This is a genomic window from Azospirillum agricola, from assembly GCF_017876095.1.
GTDB classification, from domain to species: domain Bacteria; phylum Pseudomonadota; class Alphaproteobacteria; order Azospirillales; family Azospirillaceae; genus Azospirillum; species Azospirillum agricola.
This window is the reverse complement of record NZ_JAGINM010000037.1, coordinates 21,353-40,868: the sequence shown is the minus strand read 5'-3', so window position 1 is coordinate 40,868 and position 19,516 is coordinate 21,353. Positions and strand designations below refer to the sequence as shown.

Here is a 19,516-nt window from a genome sequence, read left to right as displayed (position 1 = left end):
AGGGGGCGGTGCGCCGCCCCCGCACCGCACCTGCGAACCGCACCGGCGTCAGACGGGGGAGGATGTGTCGGTGGGCGTGTCGGGGCTGGCCGCGCCGCCTTCGGCGGGGGCACGTTCCTGCATGTGGGCGATGATGCGCTTCATCAGGCGGCCGAGCATCGCCCGTTCGTCCTCCGCCATTCCGGCGATGGGCGGTCCCAGCGACAGGCGGAGGGGATCACGGTTGAGCAGGGCCCGTCCCTCGTCGGTCAGGTCGAACAGCAGGCCGCGCTTGAATCCGGGATGCGGGCGGCGCGAGAGCAGACCCTTGTCCACCAGGGTGGAGACGGTGCGCGACACCGGGGCGAGGTGGATTCGTTGGAAACGGGCGAGCGCGCTCAGGGTCCGTGCCGTCTCCGGCGAATCGTGGAAATAGCGCAGGGCCACCCATTGCGCCGGGAACAGGCCCTCGGCGAAGCCGACCCCGTAGACCAGCCGGCTGACCTGATCGAGCAGGGTGACCACATCGTCCCCCATGGACCAGCCGCCGCCCTCCCCCGGCGTTTCCGACACGCGACTCTCCCCAACCCCGCGCCGGAACAACCGGCGAACGCGGCAAACACCCCCCATGGGAGGTCCCCGCCGCGCGGCGGGGACCTTATGGCGTGGACTGTAACGAAGTCGTTTCGTCAGGGGAAGCGGCAGTCTTCACACAGGATTGGGCGGCCGGTCAAAATCCTCGACGTGGATTATCGGACAGGAAAATCCGTCAGGGACAGATCTGGACTTGGTGGCGGAAGACCAGGGCAAGAGTTCAGTCGCGCCCGCGCCCGACCAGCAGCCGTTCCAGCCCGTAGACCCGGTCGAGCACCAGCATGGCGCCGACCGTCATGAAGATCAGCAGGGCCGAGACCGCGGCGACCAGCGGGTCGATGTTGTCCTGGATGTAGAGGAAGAGGCGGACGGGCAGGGTGGTGGTCTCCGGCGAGGCGATGAAGACGGTCATCGTCACCTCGTCGAAGCTGTTGATGAAGGCCAGCACCCAGCCGCTCGCCACCCCCGGCAGGATCAGCGGCAGTGTCACCCGGCGGAAGCTGGTCCAGGCCGAGGCGCCCAGCGAGGCCGCGGCGTTCTCGATCGAGCGGTCCATGCCGGTCGAGGCCGCCAGGATCAGCCGCAGCGCGAAGGGCAGGATGATGATGACGTGGCTCAGCACCAGCCCGGTGAAGGTGCCGCCCAGCCCGATCTGGGTGAAGAAGCGCAGGAAGGCGATGCCCAGCACGATGTGCGGCACCATCAGCGGCGACAGGAACAGCGCCTGGATCGCCTCGCGCCCGAAGAACTGGTGGCGTGCGATGGCCAGCGCCGCAGGGATCGCGACGGCGATGGCGATGGTCGAGGAGACGGCGCCGAGCAGCAGGCTGTCCTTGAAGGCGCGGACGAATTCCGGGTTGTCGCCGATCGCCTTGAACCAGCGCAGCGACGGCCCCTTGGTCGGCAGCGACAGATAGCCGTCGGGGGTGAAGGCGACGGCGCAGACGACCAGGATCGGCGCCAGCAGGAACGCCAGGAACAGCGCGTTGAAGATCAGCGCGATCGGTCCGTTGCGGTTCATTCGAACACCTGTTTGTAGCGCCGTTCGACCAGCCGGTTGCAGCCGACGATGATGACGATGTTGGCGAGCAGCAGCAGGATCGCCACCGTGGCGCCGAGCGGCCAGTTCAGCGTGTTCAGGAACTCGTCGTAGGCGAGAGTCGCCGCCACCTTCAGACGCCGCCCGCCGATGATCGCCGGGGTGGCGAAGGCGCTCGCCGCCAGCGCGAAGACGATGATCGAGCCCGACAGGATGCCCGGCACGATCTGCGGCAGCACGATGCGGCGCAGCACGGTGGACGGCCCGGCGCCGAGCGACAGGGCGGCGTTCTCGACCTGCGGGTCGAGCCGCTGGAGCGAGGCCCAGACCGACAGCACCATGAAGGGCACCAGCACATGGGTCAGCGCGATGACGACGCCGGTCTCGGTGTACATGAACTCGATCGGCTCCGCGACCAGACCCAGCGCCATCAGCCCCTGGTTGACCAGACCGGTCGAGCCGAGCAGCAGCGCCCAGCCCAGCGTGCGCGACACCACCGAGATCAGCAGCGGCCCCAGCACGATCAGCAGGCACAGGCCGCGCCACGGCGCCTTCATCCGGCGCAGGATGTAGGCCTGCGGCGCGCCGAGCAGGGCGCAGAGCAGCGTCACCAGCGCGGCGATGCGGAAGGTGCGCAGGAAGACCTCGTGGAAATAGCTGTCGGCGAGGATTTCCGCGTAATTGTCGAAGCGCCAGACGTCCTGGATGCCGCCGTAGAAGCTGAAGCTGTTCAGCGACAGCAGCGCCGTCATCAGCAGCGGCACAAGCAGCAGCACCGCGAACAGGGCGAGGCCGGGCAGGCTCAGCAGGTAGGGCGTCCAGGACCAGCCGGCGCCCGTCCGCACCGGCGGCGGGGCGGAGGGCGCGGCATCGGTCGTCGTGCTGGTGGTGGCGTCGGTGGAGGCCGCCATGGTCATGCCGCCTTTCATGCCGCTTCCTGGGCGGGCATCACCGCCATGTCCTCGGGCCGCCAGCCGACCATCACCCGCTCGCGCTCGTTCGGCAGGACACTGCCGTCGTGCTGGCGGATCACCATCATGCGGCCGGCGGCGGTCTCGACCTCGAACAGCCACTGGGTGCCCTGGAAGACGCGGGCCTGCACGACGCCGGTGAGGCCGGCGGCGGCGACGAAGCTGATCTTCTCCGGACGGACGGCCAGCGCCCCCGGCCCCGGCGGCACCGGCTGCAGCACCGGCCAGCGCGCGTCGCCGACGGTGATGCTGGATCCTTCGGCGTCCTGCCGCACGGTGCCCGGCAGCAGGTTGGTGCGGCCGAGGAAGTTGGCGACGAAGGCGTTGGCCGGGCGGTCGTAGGCCTCCTGCGGGGTGGCGACCTGCTGGATGCGGCCCTTGTTCATCACGACGACGCGGTCGGACAGCGCCATCGCTTCCGACTGATCGTGGGTGACGAGGATCATGGTGGTGCCGACGCTGCGCTGGATGCGGCGCAGCTCGATCTGCATTTCCTCGCGCATCTTGGCGTCGAGGTTCGACAGCGGCTCGTCGAGCAGCAGCAGGTGCGGTTTGATGACCAGCGCGCGGGCCAGCGCCACGCGCTGCTGCTGGCCGCCCGACATGCGGCGCGGGTAACGGTCGCCGTAGCTGTCCAGCCCGACCAGCTTGAGGGTCTCGGCGACCATGCGGTCGCGGTCGGCGCGGCTGGTGCCGCGCATCTCCAGCCCGAAGGCGACGTTCTCGGCGGCGGTCATGTGGGGGAACAGGGCGTAGCTCTGGAACACGATGCCGAGACCGCGCTCGTTCGGCTTCTTCGCCAGCAGATCCTGGCCGTCGAGCGTGATGCGGCCGGCGTTGGGGTCGAGGAAGCCGGCGATCATCTGCAAGGTGGTGGTCTTGCCGCAGCCCGACGGTCCCAGCAGCGAGATCAGCTCGCCCTTCTCCACGGTGAGCGACAGGTCGTCGACCGCGGTCCAGGAGGTGAAGCGTTTGGTCAGTTTGTCGAGAACCAGATAGGGCATACCGTCAACTCCCGTCGCCATCATCGCGAAAGCGCCAGCTCAACCCTCTCCTCCCCCGGGGGAGGCGTGAAGCCGACGGCCGCAGGCCGGATGAGTGCCAGAGGCACTCATAGGCGGAGCGCGGTCGTGAGGCTTGCGAACGACCTCTGGCCCGCAGGGCCGGTGAGGGGGCGTTACGGCCGGAGGCCGGAGAAAGAATCACGCGAAGCCGTTTCATGTGCGTTCACGGCACGCGGTGCGTCCCCCTCACCCAACCCTCTCCCCGGGGGAGAGAGGGCAAGGCAGGGGGCGATGTTGTTGGCTCAGCGCTCGATCTCGCGGGTCCAGCGCTTGTTCCAGGTCTCGCGGTTCTCGTTGATGGTCGCCCAGTCGACGACCAGCAGCTTGCCGACCTGCTCGGGGCCGTAGGGGATGCCGACCTGCTTGTCGGCCGGCAGTTCCACCGTCTTGTTGACCGGGCCGAAACCGGCGCTGACCGCCAGCGAGGTCTGCGCCTCCGGCATCAGCATGTGCTGGATGAAGGCCTGGGCCTCGGCGGCGTTCTTGCTGCCGGGAACGGCGCAGGCGGCGGACCCCAGCACGACGCCGCCCTCCTTGGGGTAGACGAAGGCGGCGGGGAAGCCGGTGTCGGCCAGCGCCTTGGCGCGGCCCGAACCCCAGACGGCGACGACCGCCTGATTGCTCTGGAACAGCTCGGTCATCTTGCCGGGCGAGGGCTCGTAGGCGAGCACGTTCGGGTTGATCCTGTCCTTGAATTCCTTGAAGCCGGGGTCGATCGCCTTCTCGCCGCCGCCGTTCAGCCGCGCCATCATCACCAGCGCGTGCAGGCCGTAGCTGTTGTTGATCGGCGGGATCACCAGCTTCTTCTTGAAGCGCGCGTCCTCGATGTCCTTCCAGCTGGAGGGGACCGGGACCTTGTTCTCCTCGAACCACGTCTTGTTGTAGACGATGCCGGTGCCGACCGCGCCGAAATTGACCGCCTTGCCCGACGGCATCTTCGCCAGATCGTAGAGCTGGTCGTACACCGGCGCCTTGGCAAGATCGGCGCAGAAGCCGAGCGCCACCGCCTGGTACATCGGGCCGTCGTCGAGGATGACGACGTCGATCTGCTGGTTGCCCTTCTGGGCCTGGAGCTTGGCGAGGTTGTCGGTGGAGTTGCCGGCGACATACTCGACCTTGACGCCCGCCGCCTTCTCGAAGGCGGGGATGATCTCCTTGCGCATGGTCTGCTCGAAGGAGCCGCCATAGGCCGCCACGTAGAGTGTCTTGTCCTGGGCCATCGCCGGGGCCATCGCGGCGCAGCACAGGGCCGTCGTCGCCATCAGTCCACAAAGCACGGAGCGCATCATCCGATCTCCTCTTGTCCCTGTCCGGTTTTCGCTGTCCCTTCGCGGGAACGCCGGTCCCTTCATCCTGGCCGGCGCCTTGGTGCGTTCTGACGCCCATCGAAGGGTGACGGGACGGTCACATAACCGTCAAATCGAATTCCCGCCTCCATTCATCCGGCAATGTTATAATTCCGTGGACCCAATCACTTCGCGGGCTCGGCAAGGCCACCCAGCTCGCTACGGAAGCGCCGGGCCTCCTCCAGGAAGCCGGCCAGGAAATCCTCGGCGATCATCGACAGCGGCACCTGGGCCGAGCGCAGGATGGCGATGTCGAAGGTGATCTTCGGCTCGAAGGGGCGGACGACCAGCCCGTGCGGGATGTAGTCGTAGGCGGTGAAGGGATCGACGATCGACACGCCGTAGCCGGCGGCGACCATGGCGCAGGCGCTCATGGTGAGCTGCGCCTCCACCCGCATGACGCGGGACACCTCGTGGTCGGCGAAGGTGGTGTCGATCCGGTAGCGCAGCAGCGTCGGCGGGGTGGTGGAGATGAAGCTCTCGCCGTGGAAATCCTTGGGCACCAGCACGTCCTTGGCGGCCAGCGGGTGGCCGGGCGGCAGGATGGCGACGGCGGGCAGGCCCGGCAGCTTCTCGGTCAGCACGGCGGCGTGGTCGATCGGCGTGTGGGCGAGGCCCAGTTCGCACTGGCCGGTCGCCACCCAGTCGAGGATGATCGGCGAGGTGCTGCCGCGCACCGCGATGTCGACCTTCGGCCGTTCCGCCAGGAAGCGGGCGACGTAGCGCGGCAGGAAGCCGACGCCGAGCGCCGGCATCGAGGCGACGCGCAGCGTGCCGCTGCGCCGCGCCGTCAGGTCGCGGGCGGTCTGCTCGATCAGCTCCAGCCCGACGAAGGAGCGGTCGACGACCTGATAGAGCGACATCGCCTCGCTGGTCGGCGCGATGCGCGGTCCGCGCCGCTCGAACAGCGTCAGCTTCAGGGCGTATTGCAGGTCGCTGATCAGCCGGCTGACCGCCGGCTGCGAGATGTTCAGCAGTTCCGCCGCCGAGGTGATGCCGCCGGTCAGCATGACCGCGCGGAACGCCTCGATCTGCCGTGGATTGATCATCGCCGCCGTTCCCCGTCCATTCGCCATGTTGTGGGCTTTTCATAACATTCACGTATGAATGCCCCGTCCAATCTGATTTGACAGTTATAAGTTGGCTGGGGATGCTGCTGCAAGGATCGGACGGCACCGGCCCTTGGCGGCGGTCTCCAGCGACGGGGGCGCCGCGCATGACGGGCCGGTCCGCGGGCTCTTCCGTCCAATGACCGCATGGTCGCGGCCGGAAACCCACCAGAAAAACGGAATCATCCGGAAGAACCGGCGGCACCGGCGGTTCGGGCGGGCGGAGCGGATTCCCCCCACGATCAGGTGGGCGGTCTGAGTCCGCGAGAGGCCGAGGACGGGAGTGGAGAGCATGGCAGAGCCCAATCAGGGCAAGGCAGGGCAGGGCGCCAATCAGCGAGGCGGGGAGTTCGACATCGCCGTGGTCGGTGGCGGGCTGGTCGGCACGGCGGTGGCCTGGGGTCTCGCCCGCACCGGGGTCAAGGTGGCGGTGCTGGACGAGGGCGACATCGCGGTGCGCCCGTCGCGCGGCAACTTCGCGCTGGTCTGGCTCCAGGGCAAGGGCATGGGCATGCCGGAATACGCCGGCTGGACCAGGGCCTCGACCGAGATCTGGGCCGGCTTCGCCGACACGCTGCGCCAGCAGACCGGCATCGACGTCGCCTACCGCAAGCCCGGCGGCTTCATGCCCGTGCTCTCCGAGCAGGAGCTGGAGGACCGCGCCAACGCCATGAAACGGCTGCACAACCAGCCCGACATGGTGCGCTACCCCTACGAGGTGCTGGACCGCGCCGCCCTGCTGAAGGAGATGCCCTTCATCGGGCCGGAGGTCGCCGGCGGCACCTATTGCCCGCTCGACGGGCATTGCAACTCGCTGCGGCTGCTGCGCGCCCTGCACGCCGGGCTGGAGCGCAGCGGCGTCGCCTACCGCCCCAACCACCGGGTGGACCGGATCGAGCCGCGCGACGGCGGCTTCCGCCTGACCACGGCTGCCGGCGAGATCCGTGCCGGCAAGGTCGTGCTGGCCGCCGGCCACGACAGCGCCCGGCTCGCCCCGATGGTCGGGCTGGAGGCGCCGGTACGGCCCCAGCGCGGCCACGTCATCGTCACCGAGAAGACCGCCCCCTTCCTGCACCACCCCACCGGCTATGTCCGGCAGACCGACGAGGGCGGGGTGATGATCGGCGACAGCTTCGAGGAGGCCGGCTTCGACACCACGCTGCGGCCCGGCGTCTCCTCGGCCATCGCCGAGCGGGCGATCCGCTTCTTCCCGCTGCTGGGCAAGCTGAACGTGGTGCGGAGCTGGGCGGCGCTGCGGGTGCTCAGCCCCGACGGCTACCCGATCTACGAGCAGTCGGCGACGGCGCCCGGCGCCTTCGTCGTCACCTGCCACAGCGGCGTCACCCTCGCCGCCAACCACGCGCTGACCCTGGCGCCGCTGATCGCGGCCGGGGGATTGAGCGACGCGTTCACGGTCTTCAGCGCCCGGAGGTTCCATGTTCCGCAGGCTGCCTGACATCGCGGGCGACCGCGTGTCCTTCACCATCGACGGCCGCCCGGCCGAGGCGCGCAGCGGCGACAGCGTCGCCGCCGCCCTGCTGGCCAACGGCGTCGCCGCCTGCCGCAACACCCCCGTCTCGGGCGCGGCGCGCGGCCCCTACTGCATGATGGGCGTGTGCTTCGACTGTCTCGTCACCATCGACGGGACCGGCAACCGCCAGGGCTGTCAGGTGCGCGTGGCGCCCGGCATGGCGGTGGAGACGCAGGACGGCAAGCGGGGGGTTGAGCGATGAGCGGCCACGACTTCGACCTTGCGGTAATCGGTTCCGGTCCGGCCGGGCTGGCGGCGGCGGCGCTGGCGGCCTCGCGCGGCCTGTCCACCGTTCTGCTCGACGAGCAGCCGGAGGCCGGCGGCCAGATCTACCGCGCCATCACCGAGACGCCGGTGCGCGACCGCCATGTGCTGGGCCCGGACTATTGGCACGGCGCCGAGCTGCTGGGGCCGCTGCGCGACAGCGGCGCCGCCCATTGGCCGGGAACCACCGTGTGGAGCGTCGCCCGCCCGCGCGAGGACGGCGCCGACGGCGGGCGGACCTTGCAGATCGGCCTGTCGCGCAATGGCACGGCGGCGATGCTGACGGTGCGCCATGTCCTGATGGCGACCGGCGCGCTGGAGCGGCCCTTCCCGATCCCCGGCTGGACCCTGCCGGGCGTGCTGGGGGCCGGGGCGGCGCAGATCCTGCTGAAGAGTTCCGGGCTCGTCCCCTCGGGTCGCACCGTGCTGGCCGGGACCGGGCCGCTGCTGTGGCTGCTGGCCTGGCAGTATCTGCGGGCCGGGGCGGCGCTCGACGCCATCCTCGACACCACCCCGCGCGGCAACTGGCGCGCGGCGCTGCCGCTGCTGCCCGCCTTCCTGCGCTCGCCCTACCTCGGCAAGGGGGCGAAGCTGCTGCTGGAGGTCCGCCGCAAGGTGAAGGTCATCGACGGCGTCACCGACCTGCGCGCGGAAGGCGAGGGCAAGCTGTCCGCCATCGTCTACCGCCAGGGCGACGGAGCGGAACAGCGGCTCGCCGCCGACACGCTGCTGCTGCACCAGGGCGTGGTGCCGAACCTCAACCTCGCCAATGCCACCGGCTGCGCCCAGAACTGGGACGAGACCCAGCGCTGCTGGCGGCCGACCACCGACGATTGGGGCGCCACCTCGGTCGAGGGCGTGTCGCTGGCCGGCGACGGCGCCGGGATCGGCGGCGCGCTGGCGGCCGAGCATGCCGGGCGCGTCGCGGCGCTCGACGTGCTGCACCGGCTGGGCCGCATCGACCGCGCCGAGCGCGACCGCGCCGCCGTCCCCCACCGCGAGGCGCTGGAGCGCGCGCTCCGCGGCCGTGCCTTCCTCGACACGCTCTACCGCCCGGCCGACATCTTCCGCGCGCCGGCCGACGACACCATCGTCTGCCGCTGCGAGGAGGTCACCGCCGGGGCGGTGCGCGAGGCGGTGCGGCTCGGTTGCAGCGGCCCGAACCAGGCGAAGTCCTTCCTGCGCTGCGGCATGGGGCCGTGCCAGGGCCGGCTCTGCGGGCCGACGGTGACCGAGGTCATCGCCGCCGAGCGCGGCGTGTCGCCGGCCGAGGTCGGCTATTACCGCCTGCGCCCCCCGGTGAAGCCGATCACGCTCGCCGAGCTGGCGGCGCTGCCGAAGAGCGCCGCCGACATCGCCGCCGTCGACAAGCACTGAGGGCGCCGCGCGATGGCCAGCCCGACGCCAGCCCCTTCAATGTCAATCTGGAAGCCGGACGTCATCGTCATCGGCGGCGGCCTGCACGGCTGCTCGGCGGCGCTGCATCTGTCGATGCGCGGCGTGCGGGTGCTGGTGCTGGAGAAGGATCACGTCGCCCGCCACGCCTCCGGCGTCAACGCCGGAGGCGTCCGCCAGCTCGGCCGCGACGTCGCCGAGGTGCCGCTGACCGTCGCCTCGATGGCGCTGTGGCATCGCATCGGCGAGCTGGTGGACGATGATTGCGGCTTCGAGAGCCACGGCCAGCTCAAGGTCGCCGAGAACGAGGCCGAACTGGCCGGGTTGGAGGCGCGGGCCGCCGCGCTGCGGGCGCTGGGCTTCCACCACGAGGAGGTGATCGGGCAGGCCGAGCTGCGCGACCTCGTGCCGGCCATCGCCGGCCATTGCGTCGGCGCCCTGGTCTCGCGCGGCGACGGGGCGGCGATTCCCTTCCGCACCACCTTCGCCTTCCGCCGCAAGGCGATCGCGCTGGGCGCCCGATTCGAGGAGGGCGCCGGGGTGGCGCGCGTCGTCCGCGTCGGCGACGTCTGGAGCGTCGAGACCACCGGCGGCGACCGCCACGAGGCGCCGATCCTGGTCAATTGCGCCGGAGCCTGGGCCGACCGCATCGCCGCCCAACTCGGCGAGCCGGCGCCGCTGGAGGTCATCGCCCCCATGCTGATGATCACCGCGCGGGTGCCGCCCTTCATCAAGCCGGTGGTGGGGGCGAGCGGCCGGACCCTGTCCTTCAAGCAGTTCCCCAACGGCACGGTGCTGATCGGCGGCGGGCTGCTCGGCCGGGCGGTGCGCGACGAGAACCGGACCGAGCTGGACTTCTCGCAGGTTTCGGTCAACGCCCGCACGGTGTGGGATCTGTTCCCGGTGATGCGCGGCGCCACCATCGTCCGCTCCTGGGCGGGGATCGAGGCGCGGATGCCCGACCAGATCCCGGTCATCGGCCCCAGCGGCACGCAGCCGGGAGTCTTCCACGCCTTCGGCTTCTCCGCCCATGGCTTCCAGCTCGGCCCGATCGTCGGGCGGATCACCGCCGACCTGATCACGCGGGGCGGAACCGACCTGCCCATCCAGCCCTTCCACATCGGGCGCTTCGCCGCCTGAAATCCTGAATGATTATGGAGCCTTCCATGCCCATCCAGCGCATCGACCCCGGCCCGCGCATGAGCGAAATGGTGATCCACAACGACACCATCTATCTGTCCGGCCAGATCGCCGAGGACGGCTCGACCACGGTCGAGGCGCAGACCCACGACGTGCTGCGCCAGATCGACGCCCGGCTGGCCGAGGTAGGCAGCGGCAAGGACCGCCTGCTCAGCGCCACCGTCTTCCTCGCCGACATCGCGACCTTTGCCGAGATGAACGCCGTCTGGGACGCCTGGGTCGATCCGGCCAACGCCCCGACCCGCGCGACGGTGGAGGCGAAGCTCGCCGATCCGGCGCTGCTGGTCGAAATCCTGGTCGTCGCGGCGCGCTGACAAGCAACAGCCACTTTGCCCCCACCCAACCCTTCCCCGCCGGAGTGGGGGAGGGCGGGGGCCCGTCCCGACCATTTTCCACCCATCACGGAGCCCACCATGAAACGCCTCGCGCTGGGCGTTGCCGCCCTGCTGTGCCTGTCGTCAACGGTCTACGCCGCCGCGCCGGTGCGCATCGCCACCGAGGGCGCCTACCCGCCCTTCAACTTCACCCAGCCCGACGGCAAGGTCGCCGGGCTGGAGGTCGACCTCGCCAACGCTCTGTGCGAGCGCATGGCGCGGCCCTGCACCGTGATGGTGCAGGATTGGGACGGCATCATCCCCGGCCTGCTGGCGAGGAAGTACGACGCCATCATGGCGACGATGAACATCACGCCGGAGCGCGCCAAGGCCATCGGCTTCTCGACGCCCTACATGGTGGTGCCCGCCTATTTCGTCGCCCCGGCCAACTCCGCCGTCGACGGCTCGCCCGGCAGCCTGCGTGGCAAGACGATCGGCGCCCAGATCTCGACCACCCATTCCCGTTACGTCGAGACGCATTTCGGCGGTGCCGCGACGCTGAAGACCTACGACACCGCGTCGAACCTGCTGGCCGACCTCAAGGCCGGCCGCATCGACGCCGCCATCACCACCGGCGCCACCGCGTCGGACTGGGTGAAGAGCGACGCCGCCAAGTCGATCCGTCTGGTCGGCCAGCCGGTGATCGACCCGGCGGTGTTCGGCCCCGGCATCGGCGTCGGCCTGCGCAAGGAGGATGCCGAGCTGAAGGCCGCCTTCGACGCCGCCATCCAGTCGGTGGTCAAGGACGGCACGCTGGCCCGCATCGCCGCCCGCTACGTCGATTTCTCCATCACTCCATAACTCCACCATCACCAAACACAAACCGGGAGAGTTCCTGTGATCAAGCGCATCGAGAAGACCAAGATCATGCACCGCGTCGTCACCCACAACGGCATCGCCTTCCTGGGCGGCATCATCGCCGACGACGTCACGGTCGGCATGGGCGGTCAGGTGACGCAGATCTGCGCCAAGCTGGACCAGGTCCTGGCGCTGGCCGGCACCGACAAGACCAAGCTGCTCTCGGCCCAGCTCTTCATCACCGACATGTCGCTGAAGAACGAGATGAACGAGTCGTGGCTCGCCTGGCTGAACGGCGACGACCTGCCGGCCCGCGCCACCATCGGCGTCGCCGACCTGGGCGCGCCGGAGATCAAGATCGAGGTGGTGGTCACCGCCGCCGTCTGACGGCGGCGCTCACTCAACGCCGCCTGATGGCGGCGGTGCCGGCGGCGTTCACTCGACGCCGCCGGTCAGGTGCAGGCCGGGCTCCATGGCGTCGTGCAGCACGCGCAGGATCAGCACCGCGTCGGCGAGGCCGATCGACGATCCCGGCACGTAATAGAGCGTGTGTGACGCCGCCCCCCGCCGGCCTGCCGCCAGTTCCACATGGAAGGAGCGCACCCCCTCGGCCAGCTCGTCGCGGGGGCGCGAGCCGGGGCGCTCCGGCCGGTCGGCGACCATCAGGACGGCGCGTTCGATCAGGGCGGCGTAGCGGTCGCGCTGGAGCGGGCCGAAGCGGCGCGCGCTCTCGCGCAGGATGTCGGTCACGTCCCGCTCGGCCAGCCGGGTGAGGCGGTAGGGCGTCATGGCGTCCGTCCAGCCGGCCGGCCGGTCAATTCAGCCCGTCGTCCGCCTCGCGGGCGGCCGCCGCGATGTCGGCGATGGTCCGCCCGGAGAAGTCCCCGGCGCGGGCCTGCTCCAGGCCGCTCCCGACCTCGCGGCGCAGGATCGCCAGCTTTTCGTCCTGCACGGCCTTCTCCCGCCGCAGCAGGCGCAGGCTGTCGCGCACCACCTCGCTGGCGCTGCCGTAATCGCCCGACGCCACCGCGCTTTCGACGAAGGCGACGAACTCCGCCGGCAGGCTGACATTCATGGTTGGCATCGGCGTTCCCTCCCGCGGATTCCGCAGGGAAGAGTGGGAGCGCTGGCAAAATTTGTCAACGCTCCTGGCCGGCCCGCACGGGGCAGCCTTCAGTGGCCGGTGTGCTTGGGGAAGGACGCCGCCCGGTCGGCCGGATCCACCACCGTCACGTTGGTCATCATGCCGACGTCCTCGTGGTCGAGGATGTGGCAGTGGATGGGGAAGCTGCCGGAGAAGTCGGTGTATTGGGTCAGCGCCTTGTAGCCCTTCGGGCCGGCCAGCATGGTGTCGCGCCACATCGGGGTCGAGAGCGTCTTCCCGGCCACCTCGGTGACGAGGAACGGGTTGACGTGGATGTGGAAGACATGCAGGCCGGGGCTGTCGACGAAATACTGATCGACGGACCCCAGCGGCGGCTGGAACAGCACGCGGCCGGGGCAGAACAGCTCGCCGCTGACCTGGAACTTGAGGGAGGTCGGCGTGGCGTCGGGCCGATAGCTCGGCAGGCCGTCGCTTGGCGGCTTGGTCGGGTTGGTGAAGGCGTTGACGTCGTAGTTGATGTAGCGGTAACCGTCGGGCTTGCTGGCGGCGGTGATGGCCGGCACCAGCGGGCGGGGCAGGGGGGCGGTCGGCAGCGGCATCGGCTTTGCCGGGCCGGCGACGGCGACGGCGAAGAGGGTGGTGGGGTCGCCGTTGAAGGGGGCCTCCTGCCAGACGCCGCCGATCTCGAAGCCGGCGGTCAGGCCGGCCGGCAGCGGCGCGCCGTTCTTGTCGAACTGCACGTAGCGCCCGACCTGCGCCAGCAATTGCCCCGGCTTGGCCGGCGCCTGCACCAGGATGTCGGCCCGCCCGCCAGGCGGCAGATAGACCGCCTTCACCGACGCCGCCTTCGGGCTGAAGTTCACCCCGTCCATGGCGATCAGCGACAGGGGCAGCGGGGTCGGCGCGCCGGAGCCGTTCTGGGCCGTCAGCACGAACTTCGCCTCGGCCTGGAAGCCGGTGTTGACGATGCGCCAGCGCTGCACCTCGCCCGGCTGCATGCCCAGCGTCCGGCCGATGGTGCCATTGACCGTCCAGTCGGCGGCTGTATCCGGCCCGGCGGCGTTCCACAGCGTGTCGAAATCCGGCAGTTCGCCGGCCGCGTTCAGAACCACCTGCTGGATCAGCAGCACCTGTTCGGTGATGCCGGCGATGCCCGGCACGGCGTCGACGGTGCCCGGTCCGCCGCGGACGACCAGCGCCCCGGCGGCGCCGCTCGCCACCTGCACCGCGACCGAGCCGTGGCGGTGCGGGTGGTACCAGAAGGTGCCCGGCGTGTGGTCCTTCAGGTCGTAGACATAGTCGAACCCGCCGACGAAGCTGCCGCTGTTGTCGGCGTATTTGGCGTCGGTGCCCTGCGGCAGGATTTCGAGATAGACGTTGTCGCCATGGCCCTGCGGCGAGACATGCAGGCCGTGGGTGTGGAGGTTGGTGGTGTTGAACTGGCTGGGGATGTTGACGATATGCGGCTGGGCCTGGTCCGGGTTCAGCGGCAGGCCGTTGGCCAGACGGACCCGGAAGCTGCCGGTCTGCCCCATCTCCAGCGTCGGTCCCATCAGGTATTGCGGGGCGGACACGTTGTCGTAGACCCGCAGGTTCCTGGCCGCGCGGTCGCCGAGCTGGTAGCTCTGCGCCTTCATGCCGAGCGTGCCGGGAACGCCGGAGGCCAGCGCCAGGACCGGCGGCGTCGGCAGGGCGTCGGCCACCAGCCCGAGGGGCTGGGCGTTGCGGGCGAGCGCCGCGCGGGTGCGCTGGGCGGGGGTGCGGATGCGGCTGCCCAGCAGGCCGGGATGGGTCGCGGCGTGTCCGACATGACCGCCCACCTGGGCCTGCGCGCCGCCCGTTCCGCCTGCCACCGCCGTCGCCGCAAGAACGGCGGTACCGCCCAGCAGGGCCGACCGCCGCGAGATCGCGCGCTTCTCAAGCCAGTTCTTCAGCATTTCCATCCATCCGGTTCGTGCACGGCAGCGCCGCTCTGTATTTTTCAGAGAAATTTGCCGAAGATAACTTCCTAAAACGAGTATTTTTTTCCAGGAAACTCCCAATGAGGGATTTTGTCGATTTCTGTCATTTTTTGTCGTTTTCCAGCGTCGGGCGGACCCGTTCCGCACACCGCCGTTCCCATCGGGTGGCGCGTCCCCCATATTCCGGATGCGCAAGGCATGGGCGGGGTGCACCGCCGCGCGAATGGACGGAGGGGCAGACATGAGCGAACCCAACCCCGCGATCGAAACCATCGTCGTGCCGCGGACCAGCGACATCGGTGGGCTGGAGGTTCGCCGCGCCTTGCCCTCCATCCAGCGGCGGATGGTCGGTCCCTTCGTCTTCCTCGATCAGATGGGCCCGGCGCTGCTGCGCGCCGGCAGCGGGCTGGACGTGCGGCCGCACCCACACATCGGCCTCGCCACCGTGACCTACCTGTTCGAGGGCGAGATTCTGCACCGCGACAGCCTGGGCACGGTGCGGACGATCCGGCCGGGCGCGGTGAACTGGATGACCGCCGGCAGCGGCATCGTTCATTCCGAACGCACGCCCGCCGAGGCGCGCGACGCCGACAACCCGCTCGCCGGCATCCAGATGTGGGTCGCCCTGCCCAGGCCGCTGGAGGAAATCGCCCCGGCCTTCGCCCACCACCCGGCCGACACTCTGCCGGTCGTCGAGGGCGAAGGGGCGCGGGTGCGGCTGATCGCCGGCGATCTGTACGGCCGGCGGTCGCCGGTGCCGACCCTGTCCGACATGTTCTACGCCGACGCCGCGCTCGATGCCGGCGCGCGGTTGGAACTTCCGGCCGCGCACGAGGAACGGGCGGCCTACATCGCGTCCGGCCGGGTCACGGTGGCCGGTGACCTGTTCGAGGCCGGGCGCCTGCTGGTGTTCCGGCCGGGCGACCCGATCCTGTTCGAGGCTGGCGAGGCGTCGCGCGTCCTGCTGCTCGGCGGCGAACCGCTCGATGGGCCGCGCCGCATGTGGTGGAACTTCGTGTCCAGCTCGCAGGACCGCATCGAGCAGGCCAAGGAGGATTGGCGGGCCGGGCGCTTCACCCCGGTGCCCGGCGAGGGCGAGGTCATCCCCCTCCCGGAAACCCCGCCGCCGCCGGTCCGCTATCCCTGAACCGGCGCAGCGCTTCCGGCGTTCCGCTTGCTCTCGCGGGAAATCCGGCTACCATGCTCGCCTGCCGGTCGTGGCTGGCGGATCGGCTGGCGCATGGATGGAGGTGGGGCGGATGGAGCGTGGCGACGGCGGTTACATGCGGGTCGTCGCCGGGATGCCCGACCCCGCGAACCGGCTGCCGCTCAGCGCCGGGCGGCGGCTGAAGGAGGAGGAGCGGCGGGCCCTGGTTGCCCGGCTGCGCGGCCAGGGCTGGAGCTACCGCCGCATCTCCGACGAGTTGAACATCAGCTACGCCACCGTCTCCCGCTGGCTCGACGGGGCGGAGGCTGCCGTGCCACCGTTGCCGCCGCTGCCCGCCCGTCTGGGGGCGCCGCGCCCGTCGGCGGCGCCGTCCGTTCCGTCATCGCCCGCCACCCTGCCGGACGCAAGTCCTCCGGACACCGGGCGGCCTTCGCCGGCTCTCGACCATTTGATGGCGCAGAACCATGCGTTGCTCCACCGGGTCGAGCAGCTGGTTGCCGCCGAAGCCGCGCACCAGCGGGCGTTGCAGGACCTGGAGCAACGACTGCTTGCCGGTATCGAGGAGCAGCACCGGAAGCTGGGCGACCGTCTGCTCGATTCCGTCAAGTCGCTGCTGCGGAAGCTCCTCCCAGGCTGATGCGGCCGGACCTCTTTCCTCCCTGGGGCGAATCCGTCGAATCGAATAAATCCAGATCTATTTTTTCGAATCGCATGCTCGTGATAATAGACTCGCGATCGTTTCTTCCATAGCCTTCCTGGCATATCCCGTTTTGCAACCATCGGCAAATCGGGGGTAGTCAATACGCGGGAATGGGGAGGAATCGGCGTGTCTTGTGCCGCATTGCGACAGGCATGCGTGCGCGCGGTTTTGACCGGAGCGGTCCTGGCGGCCACGCTGGTCGGCTGTTCCTTGACGGATTCGCGGATCAAGACCCGGACGCTCGACATAGAGGTCGCCCCCAACGCCAACGCCGACAACGCGGTGGCCGTCGATCTCGTGCTGGTCTACGACACCACCCTGCTGCCCGCCTTCGCCGACATGGCCGCCGCCGTCTGGTTCAAGACCCGCGACCAGTTGAGGCTGGCGAATCCGACCGGGCTGGAGGTCCAGTCCTTCGAGGTGGTTCCCGGCCAGAAGGGGCCGCGCTACGCCGTCGAGGGGCGGGGGGGCGACGCGCTCGGTGCCTTCGTCTTCGCCAACTACGACACGCCGGGCCCGCACCGTGCCCGGATCGACGGTCTTCCCGCCGTGCTGCTGAGGCTTGGCGAGAAGGATTTCGCCGTGGCCGCGCCACCCTCCTGACCCCTTGTTCCGCCCCGCAACCCTTCCGATCCGCGATCCCGAGACGGCATGAGCCCTTCCGCCCCGCTTCCCGACCCCATCCAGTGGTACGAGGGCATGCTGCTGACCCCGCAGCATTTCCAGCAATCCTGGCTGCGGCAGGACGACCTGCTCCACTACCATCTGGCGCGGCTGTCGCCCTTCCATTACGGTTTGCGCACGCTGATGGTGGACCAGGCGATGCTGGTCGTCGGCATCCTCCGCATCGTGGCGCTGGAGGCGGTGCTGCCCGACGGCTTGGTGGTCAGCCACCCGTCCGGTGGGGCGGACGATCTGCAAGTCAGCCTGCTGCCGCACGCCGACCGGGTGAAGGAGGCGCCGGCGACCGTCCATCTGGTGGTGCCGGTGCATCGGCCCGGTTCGGCGGCGGGGGGCGAACTGTCGCGCTACCGCTCGGTCGACGGCCCGCCGGTGGTCGACGAGAACACCGGCGACAACGAGCAGGACATGCCCCGCCTGCGTCCCCGCCTGTCGCTGCTGGTGGGGGAGGAGGTGCCGGGCAAGTTCGTCGCCCTGCCCATCGCCCGCGTGGTCTACCGCGACGAGAGCTTCCAACTCACCGACTATGTGCCGCCGGTCTTCGCGGCGGCGGCGGATTCGCCCCTGGCGGAGGCCGGGCGGACGCTGGCCAAGCGGCTGCGCGAGAAGGCGTCCTTCCTTGCCGGCCGGCTGCGGGCGCCCGGCGGCGCGATGCAGGCGCCGGTGCTCGCCGACACCCGCCACGCCGTGCAGTGCATGGTCGCCGGCCTGCCGCCGCTGGAGGCGCTGCTGGCCGCCGGCCCGTTGCATCCCTTCGCCTTGCATGCGGCCCTGTGCGGGGTCGCCGGTCATGTCGCAACGCTGGGGCCTGGGCTGCTGCCGCCGATCTTCGAGCGCTACGACCACCGCGACCCGCTGGCCTCCCTGCGCCCGGTGATGGAGTTCATCGAGCGGATGATCGACACGGTCAGCCAGACCTACGTCGCCGTCCGTTTCGCCGTCGAGGAGGCCGGCTTCCGCCTGAAGATCGAGGCGGCTTGGCTGGAGGGCGGCAGCCTGACCGTCGGCCTGCGCCTCGCCCCCGGCCAGACGGAGGCGGAGGCCGAGTCCTGGATGGCCGACGCGCTGGTCGCGTCGGGAGAGAACATGGGGGTGCTGCGCGAACGCCGGCTGCGCGGCGTCGCCCGCCAGCGGATCGAGCGCGACGACCGGTTGGACCTGACGCCGGAGCGCGGAGTCCTGCTGTTCCGCATCGCCGCCGACCCGTCCTACGTCGAGGCCGGGCGGGTGCTGGAGATCGCCAACCCGGGCGAGCGGATGGGCGCCCGCCGCCCCGCCGAGATCACCCTGTTCGTCATGCCGCCGGGCAGCCGCCCGGCCGGCGAGCCGGCCTGAGCCGCCGGAACGGGGAGGCGTCCACCATGGAACGATCCGGCCTGGACACGTCGACGCTGCCGGTCGAAAGCGCCGATCCGGGCGTCGCCATGGCATCGCTGCTGATGGGCAGCCGCGGCGGGGATTCGCTGCTGGTCCAGTTCGGCGACTTCTTCGCCGAGCTGCTGCGCCTGAAATACGCGCTGGCCGCCGGCCGGCTGCACGGTGCGGCCAACGGCGACGAAGGGGGGCTGACCCCCGCGGATCTCGCCGGGCTCGTCCACCAGAGATTGCGTGTTCTTCTGGAGGCGCAGGCGGCGCGCGCCCGCCATTGGGGCGGCAGCTATGGTGAATCGCTGTACCGCGAGGCGCAATACGTCATGGCGGCGCTGGCCGACGAGACGATGCTGCTGCGTGTGCAGTGGGAGGGGCGCGCGGTGTGGCAGGACCGGCTGCTGGAGACCGCCCTGTTCGGCACCCGCGTCGCCGGGGAACGGGTCTTCGAGCGGCTGGACGCGCTGCTGGCCGATGATTCGCGGGTGCCGGCCGATCTGGCGACGATCTATCTGGTGGCCTTGGCGCTTGGCTTCCGGGGGCGCTGCTGGCGGCCGGAGGATGACGGGGAACTGCGCGTCTACCGCACGGCCCTGGCCCGCATCATCGCGAGGGAGGACCCGGCCCTGGCGCGCGAGGGCGCCCCGCTGTTCGAACAAGCCTACGGTCACACCATCGAGCAGGGCCGCGCCGTCCGGCTGCCGCATCTGCGGCCCTGGCTGCTGGTGGCGTCGGCGCTGTTCGTCCTTTATCTCGCCGGCAGCCACACGCTGTGGATCGCGCTGATCTTCGACCTCGACCAGACGGTCCACCGGATCGAGAAGATCGAGCGGATCGATCACGCCGGCAGCGGTCAGCCGGCGGAGTGA

General features: G+C 70.1%; 21 protein-coding genes. 12 read left to right on the top strand and 9 right to left on the bottom strand.

Annotation, left to right across the window (positions count from 1 at the left end):
• Positions 1-48 precede the first annotated feature (48 nt).
• The 6 genes from J2847_RS31800 to J2847_RS31775 all read right to left on the bottom strand — a co-directional run bounded on the left by J2847_RS31800 (position 49) and on the right by J2847_RS31775 (position 6,042).
• On the bottom strand, positions 49-552 hold the full coding sequence (locus J2847_RS31800) for a MarR family transcriptional regulator (protein ID WP_209782740.1): 504 nt from the start codon (positions 550-552) through the stop codon (positions 49-51).
• Positions 553-793: 241 nt separating this feature from the next.
• On the bottom strand, positions 794-1,594 hold the full coding sequence (locus J2847_RS31795) for an ABC transporter permease (RefSeq protein ID WP_085558391.1): 801 nt from the start codon (positions 1,592-1,594) through the stop codon (positions 794-796).
• Positions 1,591-2,541 carry an ABC transporter permease gene (locus J2847_RS31790; RefSeq protein WP_233474924.1) on the bottom strand — a complete coding sequence of 317 codons (951 nt, stop codon included), beginning with the start codon at positions 2,539-2,541 and terminating at the stop codon, positions 1,591-1,593. The genes J2847_RS31795 and J2847_RS31790 overlap by 4 nt, the downstream gene beginning before the upstream one ends.
• On the bottom strand, positions 2,538-3,587 hold the full coding sequence (locus J2847_RS31785; RefSeq protein ID WP_209782739.1) for an ABC transporter ATP-binding protein: 1,050 nt from the start codon (positions 3,585-3,587) through the stop codon (positions 2,538-2,540). Before J2847_RS31785 ends, J2847_RS31790 begins: the two co-directional genes overlap by 4 nt.
• Positions 3,588-3,889: 302 nt before the next feature.
• On the bottom strand, positions 3,890-4,936 hold the full coding sequence (locus J2847_RS31780; protein ID WP_233474923.1) for an ABC transporter substrate-binding protein: 1,047 nt from the start codon (positions 4,934-4,936) through the stop codon (positions 3,890-3,892).
• 182 nt (positions 4,937-5,118) lie between these two features.
• Positions 5,119-6,042, bottom strand: coding sequence for a LysR substrate-binding domain-containing protein (locus tag J2847_RS31775; RefSeq protein ID WP_209782738.1), 924 nt, complete (start codon positions 6,040-6,042; stop codon positions 5,119-5,121).
• 352 nt (positions 6,043-6,394) lie between these two features.
• Here J2847_RS31775 and J2847_RS31770 point away from each other — a divergent pair, with 352 nt between their 5' ends.
• From J2847_RS31770 to J2847_RS31740, 7 genes are all read left to right on the top strand, one after another.
• Positions 6,395-7,558 (top strand): NAD(P)/FAD-dependent oxidoreductase, encoded by a 1,164-nt coding sequence (locus J2847_RS31770; protein WP_209782737.1) that lies wholly within the window; start codon positions 6,395-6,397, stop codon positions 7,556-7,558.
• The gene (locus tag J2847_RS31765) at positions 7,539-7,835 is read left to right on the top strand and encodes a (2Fe-2S)-binding protein (RefSeq protein ID WP_209782736.1); all 297 of its coding nucleotides are present in this window, start codon (positions 7,539-7,541) and stop codon (positions 7,833-7,835) included. Before J2847_RS31770 ends, J2847_RS31765 begins: the two co-directional genes overlap by 20 nt.
• Positions 7,832-9,274, top strand: a complete 1,443-nt coding sequence (locus J2847_RS31760; protein ID WP_209782735.1) for an FAD/NAD(P)-dependent oxidoreductase — start codon at positions 7,832-7,834, stop codon at positions 9,272-9,274. Before J2847_RS31765 ends, J2847_RS31760 begins: the two co-directional genes overlap by 4 nt.
• Positions 9,275-9,313: 39 nt before the next feature.
• Positions 9,314-10,432 carry an NAD(P)/FAD-dependent oxidoreductase gene (locus J2847_RS31755; RefSeq protein ID WP_209782734.1) on the top strand — a complete coding sequence of 373 codons (1,119 nt, stop codon included), beginning with the start codon at positions 9,314-9,316 and terminating at the stop codon, positions 10,430-10,432.
• Between the two features lie 26 nt (positions 10,433-10,458).
• Complete coding sequence (locus tag J2847_RS31750) at positions 10,459-10,806, top strand: RidA family protein (protein ID WP_209782733.1); 348 nt, start codon at positions 10,459-10,461, stop codon at positions 10,804-10,806.
• A 99-nt stretch (positions 10,807-10,905) separates the two neighbouring features.
• A complete protein-coding gene (locus J2847_RS31745; protein WP_209782732.1) occupies positions 10,906-11,667 on the top strand; it encodes a transporter substrate-binding domain-containing protein in 762 nt (253 codons plus the stop codon).
• 36 nt (positions 11,668-11,703) lie between these two features.
• The gene (locus tag J2847_RS31740; protein WP_209782731.1) at positions 11,704-12,051 is read left to right on the top strand and encodes a RidA family protein; all 348 of its coding nucleotides are present in this window, start codon (positions 11,704-11,706) and stop codon (positions 12,049-12,051) included.
• 48 nt (positions 12,052-12,099) lie between these two features.
• On the opposite strand, the gene J2847_RS31735 is transcribed toward J2847_RS31740, so the two are convergent.
• From J2847_RS31735 to J2847_RS31725, 3 genes are all read right to left on the bottom strand, one after another.
• Entirely contained in the window at positions 12,100-12,453 is a 354-nt protein-coding gene (locus J2847_RS31735) for a type II toxin-antitoxin system RelE/ParE family toxin (protein WP_209782730.1), read from the bottom strand.
• Positions 12,454-12,478: 25 nt separating this feature from the next.
• Positions 12,479-12,748 (bottom strand): type II toxin-antitoxin system ParD family antitoxin, encoded by a 270-nt coding sequence (locus tag J2847_RS31730; RefSeq protein WP_209782729.1) that lies wholly within the window; start codon positions 12,746-12,748, stop codon positions 12,479-12,481.
• Between the two features lie 89 nt (positions 12,749-12,837).
• A complete protein-coding gene (locus tag J2847_RS31725; protein ID WP_209782728.1) occupies positions 12,838-14,712 on the bottom strand; it encodes a multicopper oxidase family protein in 1,875 nt (624 codons plus the stop codon).
• Positions 14,713-14,971: 259 nt separating this feature from the next.
• Between J2847_RS31725 and J2847_RS31720 the strand changes: the two genes are divergently transcribed.
• The 5 genes from J2847_RS31720 to J2847_RS31700 all read left to right on the top strand — a co-directional run bounded on the left by J2847_RS31720 (position 14,972) and on the right by J2847_RS31700 (position 19,516).
• Positions 14,972-15,877: a pirin family protein gene (locus tag J2847_RS31720; RefSeq protein ID WP_233474922.1), complete on the top strand. Its 906-nt coding sequence runs from the start codon at positions 14,972-14,974 to the stop codon at positions 15,875-15,877.
• Positions 15,878-15,989: 112 nt separating this feature from the next.
• The gene (locus J2847_RS31715; protein WP_209782726.1) at positions 15,990-16,535 is read left to right on the top strand and encodes a helix-turn-helix domain-containing protein; all 546 of its coding nucleotides are present in this window, start codon (positions 15,990-15,992) and stop codon (positions 16,533-16,535) included.
• A gap of 219 nt (positions 16,536-16,754) precedes the next feature.
• Positions 16,755-17,201, top strand: coding sequence for a hypothetical protein (locus J2847_RS31710; RefSeq protein ID WP_209782725.1), 447 nt, complete (start codon positions 16,755-16,757; stop codon positions 17,199-17,201).
• Between the two features lie 48 nt (positions 17,202-17,249).
• A complete protein-coding gene (tssK, locus tag J2847_RS31705) occupies positions 17,250-18,614 on the top strand; it encodes a type VI secretion system baseplate subunit TssK (RefSeq protein ID WP_209782724.1) in 1,365 nt (454 codons plus the stop codon).
• A 26-nt stretch (positions 18,615-18,640) separates the two neighbouring features.
• A complete protein-coding gene (locus tag J2847_RS31700; protein ID WP_209782723.1) occupies positions 18,641-19,516 on the top strand; it encodes a DotU family type IV/VI secretion system protein in 876 nt (291 codons plus the stop codon).